At 29.5% G+C, this 4877-nt stretch carries 3 protein-coding genes; all 3 read right to left on the bottom strand.

Going from position 1 to position 4877, the window contains the following annotated elements; all coding sequences use genetic code 11:
• Nucleotides 1-244: 244 nt before the first annotated feature.
• Entirely contained in the window at nucleotides 245-886 is a 642-nt protein-coding gene (locus Q0733_RS12720) for a hypothetical protein (protein WP_298782675.1), read from the bottom strand.
• Nucleotides 883-3975 carry a hypothetical protein gene (locus tag Q0733_RS12715; protein WP_298782673.1) on the bottom strand — a complete coding sequence of 1031 codons (3093 nt, stop codon included), beginning with the start codon at nucleotides 3973-3975 and terminating at the stop codon, nucleotides 883-885. The genes Q0733_RS12720 and Q0733_RS12715 overlap by 4 nt, the downstream gene beginning before the upstream one ends.
• 224 nt (nucleotides 3976-4199) lie before the next feature.
• Nucleotides 4200-4763, bottom strand: a complete 564-nt coding sequence (locus Q0733_RS12710) for an NADPH-dependent FMN reductase (RefSeq protein ID WP_298782671.1) — start codon at nucleotides 4761-4763, stop codon at nucleotides 4200-4202.
• Nucleotides 4764-4877: the final 114 nt, after the last annotated feature.

Raw genomic sequence — 4877 nt, 5'->3', positions numbered from 1 at the left:
AATCTTCTATTCTTTTTTCTTATCATTATTACAAATCTATTAATTTAGATTTGTTGCGTTAAGTTCTTGAATAGAGGGATTATTGATTTTAATTGTAGCTAACGGTCTAGTATAAGAATAGTAGCGAATTAAAATGCACTAACTTTTCGGTTAAACATAGACCTTTTACTATATTTACTTACTTTTGATTTAGCTCTAAAATCGCTATTATTTTTATACATTGTTGGCAACTGGCTTTTATGTTTTAATATTCACCATTTAAAAATTCAAGATAAGTAAAATCAGATATTGATGTATTTAATCTTTCTGTAAGGTATGGTCTTTTCGTATTGTTATTTAAGTCAAACTCAATATAGTTTGATAATAACCAATCTTGTTTTTCTTTTGAGAAAATAAACGTTAATATATACTCAGTTACAGAGTCTCCTTTTAAATTTAATGTAATTTTACTTTTTTCTAAAGTTAATTTTCTTAATGGATTTCCCATTTCGTAATACTCTTTAATCTTGTTTAATTTTGGGTCTTTTAATTTAACAGAAGAATCATAGTCATTAAACCAAATAGGATAGATATTGTTTAATGTCTTGAATTTGGTATATATACTATCATTAACTTTTTTATAAACAGAAAGCTTTCGTACATCACCATTCTTTCTTTCTTTCTTCCCTATCTTAATAGCAATATCTTGCAGTCCATCACTATTAAAATCAAATTCATTAAACAAACTGTATATCATTTCTCCTTTTTGTACACAAATGGTTTCGGGTAATTCATTTTCAATCCATTTTGCCCACGAATTTCGATTGCAGTTGCTTTCATTTTTTTTTTGTTGCGCATTGCAAGAATAACAAGACATTATAATTAGCACTAAAATTAGTTTTTTCATTTTTTATCACATTTATATAGTTTAATATTTGAAGTTAATCTTTCATAATTTTCTTTTCTTTCCTTTTTATGTAATTTTTTAGCATTGACTGTTCCAGTTACTTGGTAAGATGTTTTACTATCTAAAATCGAGATAGGTTTAAAATTATTCAAAAACCAAGATGTTGCAGAGTAAATAATAGATTCTGTATCTGTTTCTAATTTATGAGGATTTGTCTCCCAATCAAAAGTAGTGTTGTAAGTAGAATTTGCTTTAGTTGCAGCATCTCTATAGTTTTTTCTCCCAGTTAATTGTATAATACCTCTCCCTCTATACTTCCACCCATCACCGTCTTTGTTGTTACCATTTTTATTTTTATATACAAGGTTGAATAAATTCTTACCATTTACATCGCTATTAATTCTCTTCAAATTATAAATAGCCGTAGAATCCTTGCTCTTAGAAAATGATTTAGGAAAAGAGATTGACAAACCTTTTCTTGTTTTTGTTATTTTGTTTGAGGACGGCTTGTATTTAGTAGATGTTGTGTCTGCGGGTTTTTTAACATATCTGTATGGACATCTGTTTGTGCTGATATAATTAATATGCTTGTTTTCATCCCAAAAAGATTGAGAATATAAAACGTCCTTTGTATTATTTTCTGTTTGACCTCCAAAAGTATCAAAGATATTAAGTAATCGATACCAATAGCCTTCTTTAAAGGCTGTAAAGTTATTACACTCCAATATAATTTGAGAGAAAAAATGGGCATGCTGTTTACAAGTTGTAAAACCTCCTTCTTTTAAAGCTTTTGTGAAAATTGTAGCAGTATTCACTGTAAGTTTTTCACTTTCGGAATCTTTAAATATTTCTTTTAACTTATTTAAATCTATTGTCAAATCTCTATCACAAACTGAACAACAATTACCAGTTGTACATTTTTTACGCATAGTAAACTTATGCTTATAAATAGAATCATTTACTTTTAGTTGGGCTGAATATTCTCCTGATGGGATAGAATCAAAATCAACATTCCAATTTTCATTATATTTTATACTTTTCCAATTATTTTTACTAGGATATATCTTGTCCTTTGATTCATCATCAGAAACTATTTTTAATTGTATGTCAACAGTTTTTGTTGCAGTTGAATCTGTTCTTTGAAATAGAAACTTTAGCTTATTGCAATCTTTGGTAATGTTTGTTCTTTTATCCAATTTAATAATACTATCGCAATAATATATTTTAAATTCATTAGAAGTATTGCTTATGTTAGTCTCTGAATTATTTGTATCATTAAAATTAGAAACATAATACTTTTTAATATCTTCATCACTAATTCCTTCTTGTTCAATTTTTTCTCGTAAGTTTTTTAAATCACTTTTAACCTTATCTTTATCATCAATATAATTTTGAAGAGCCAATTCTTGTTGGGCAGTTAAACCATTATTAGGGTCGTTTATTATATCTTGCCATTGGTCAATTAAAATGTCTGCATTAATACCATCTTTAATAGAATCAATTATATCATCTATTAAGCCACCTAAAGAATCTATTAAATCGTCAATAAACTCATCAATACTTTCTACATTTTCCCAATTAGGGTCATAAGTAGTTTTTACAACACCTTCAATCAATTGATAATTTGTATTTATAGTAATTCCTTCAAAAGCAACAGCGATTTTGGTATCTGCTAAATAAGGAACAACGATAAACCCTTTTCCTGTGAATTTCCCACCATTATTTTGTACTTCTTTAACTGTAACAGGAAAATCGCCTGCGATAAAAGTTTCATTTACTCCAATATTTTGAATAGGGTCTTGGTTTGCAATTTGAATATCAGGCAAAACACCACAATTATAATTTACAGTTTCCTCATCGGTAGGCATTGTAAATTCATTCGTATTAGTATAAGAGTAGTATTGTTTAAACTCTGTTAAAGAAGTACACGTTCCGCCAATTCTAAATTCATAGGTTTGTCCTGCTTCTAAATTAGATATTTGGGCTTGTTCGTTATAAGTATAAACTTCAAACCATTCAAAGTTTTCTTTTTTTGAGGTGTATTCTTTTTCTTTTTGTCCTTTTTTGGCTCTTTTTTTGTTTTTCTTTTCTCGTTTTTCTTTTTGTTTCTCAGTTTCTTTAGAATAACTTACTTTTCTATATTGTACGTGGTATTTATTATGCTCAATATTTCCTTGCCAATTTATTTTAACGGTACTTTTACTAATAGCTTCTGATAATGGAAATTTAGGAGCATCACAATTTTGGGTTGTTCTAAAGTTATATATTTCGCTATATCCATTATTTCTAAATACAGAATTTTCGCTTATTCCATTTGTAGATATTGCACGAACTCTCCAAGCATAAGTTTTGTCGGGCAATAAAGCAGGTTTTGTATTGTTATATAAAAAAATAGTGGCTCTTGTCGTTTCTGAATATAAAGGTGGACTAGCTAAAAACCCCGCTTGTGGGTCTATTTGGTTGTCCCAAATTTCTCTAATCTCATATTCATACGTTACATTGGTGGCGTTTAAATGTCTTGGAGTCCATTGAAAAATAATATTTACAGGGTCTTTTAATACGATTTGTTCTCCTCTTTGTGGTACATTTAAAAATGGAGGGTCGTTTACAATTAAGAATACAGGAAAGCAACCTGTATTTGATATAAGTTGATTGGTAAAAAAGTCGTAAACTTCAAAACAAAAATTATATTGTCCGTCAGGTAAAGGTCTGTTATATTGTATAGGATTAATGCCTACTAAATTATTAAGCTGAAAATATGAGCTTAAATCTAAATTAGTGAGTTCTTGATTTGTTCCGCCATTCAAAAAAATAGGGGAAGTACCATTTACAAATTGTTGAGATTGAATATTTAATCCTTGTCCTTTAATTATTAGTTTTAGTCGGACTTGTCGGTTAAATTCATTTACATCTCTCAGCAGTATGTTAACACGTAATTTCACATCTGTAGTAGTGGCGTAACTTGAAAGTTTTAAGTTGTAAGGAGGTGTTAAAACAGGAGTTACTTGCACAGGATATAATTGTGCATTTGCAAAAAGACTAAAACTTAATAAAATCAGCGTTAGAAACTGTTTTGTTTTTCTATTCATTCGTTTTTTTGTCATTATGTTTCTTTCTTTCACGGATGTTTTTTTAGCTTGTTGCCAACGGGCTTGTGTATGAAACGTAGCGTGTAAAAAGACACTAACTTTTCGGATTAACACAGAGCCGAATTTTTATATTTTGTTTTTAATTTTCTCTTTTTAAAAAGCCAAATTAAAAATTTGGCGGACTGTCTAAATATATACAGACCTTTTGGTTAAGTACTTGCTAGCTATGTTTTATACACCGTGTTACCTGCTGGCTTTTCTATCAGAGTGTTAAATGATTCAATTAGTTTTCGTAATTCATTCTCGGTACTTTGATTAACGATTTCACCATTTTTGTCAATTTTCCCTTTTACGCCTTGAATCAAAAGTGTTGTCTCGTCCGTGAAATTTGTCTGAATAGTTTCCATAATCAATTTCAGTTCTTCGTGTCCTTTTTTTCCGTTTGCAGAAGCAGTAATAATTCCAATTGGCTTATCTGAAAAGACCGTTGTCGACACACACCATTCAACTATATTTTTTAAGCCACTCGGAATACTGAAAACATATTCAGGTGTACAAATTATAATTCCATCTGCGTTTTCAATTTTATTACGAAAGTCAACAACCTGCTTAGGTACATTTTTGTCGGTCAGTTCCGTTTTAAAATGCGGTAGTCCGGTCAAATCATCTATAATCTCCAAATTGAAATCAGACTTATTCGACTCTGCTATCCACTTGAGAATTGACAGATTTGCAGAATTCGGACTGGCACTTCCGCAAATTCCAATTATATTTTTCTTTTCTATCATTCAATTCCTATTCGAGTTGTTTTTTCAGCTTGCAGGTAACGTTTTGGTGTATAAAAAGTTGCGATTTTTTGCCATCGTTATTTTCCGAAGGAAAATATAAGATTGCCAAAAAAG

Source organism: uncultured Polaribacter sp. (assembly GCF_947500975.1).
In the GTDB taxonomy this organism is placed as follows: Bacteria; Bacteroidota; Bacteroidia; order Flavobacteriales; family Flavobacteriaceae; genus Polaribacter.
Note: the sequence above shows the minus strand (reverse complement) of the source record. Positions and strands in the feature narration are given on the sequence as shown.

Excerpts from the sequence above, each read along its gene's own strand:
- Q0733_RS12710 (WP_298782671.1), bottom strand. The coding sequence starts at position 4,763 with ATGATAGAAAAGAAAAATATAATTGGAATTTGCGGAAGTGCCAGTCCG.
- Q0733_RS12715 (WP_298782673.1), bottom strand. The coding sequence starts at position 3,975 with ATGAATAGAAAAACAAAACAGTTTCTAACGCTGATTTTATTAAGTTTT.
- Q0733_RS12720 (WP_298782675.1), bottom strand. The coding sequence starts at position 886 with ATGAAAAAACTAATTTTAGTGCTAATTATAATGTCTTGTTATTCTTGC.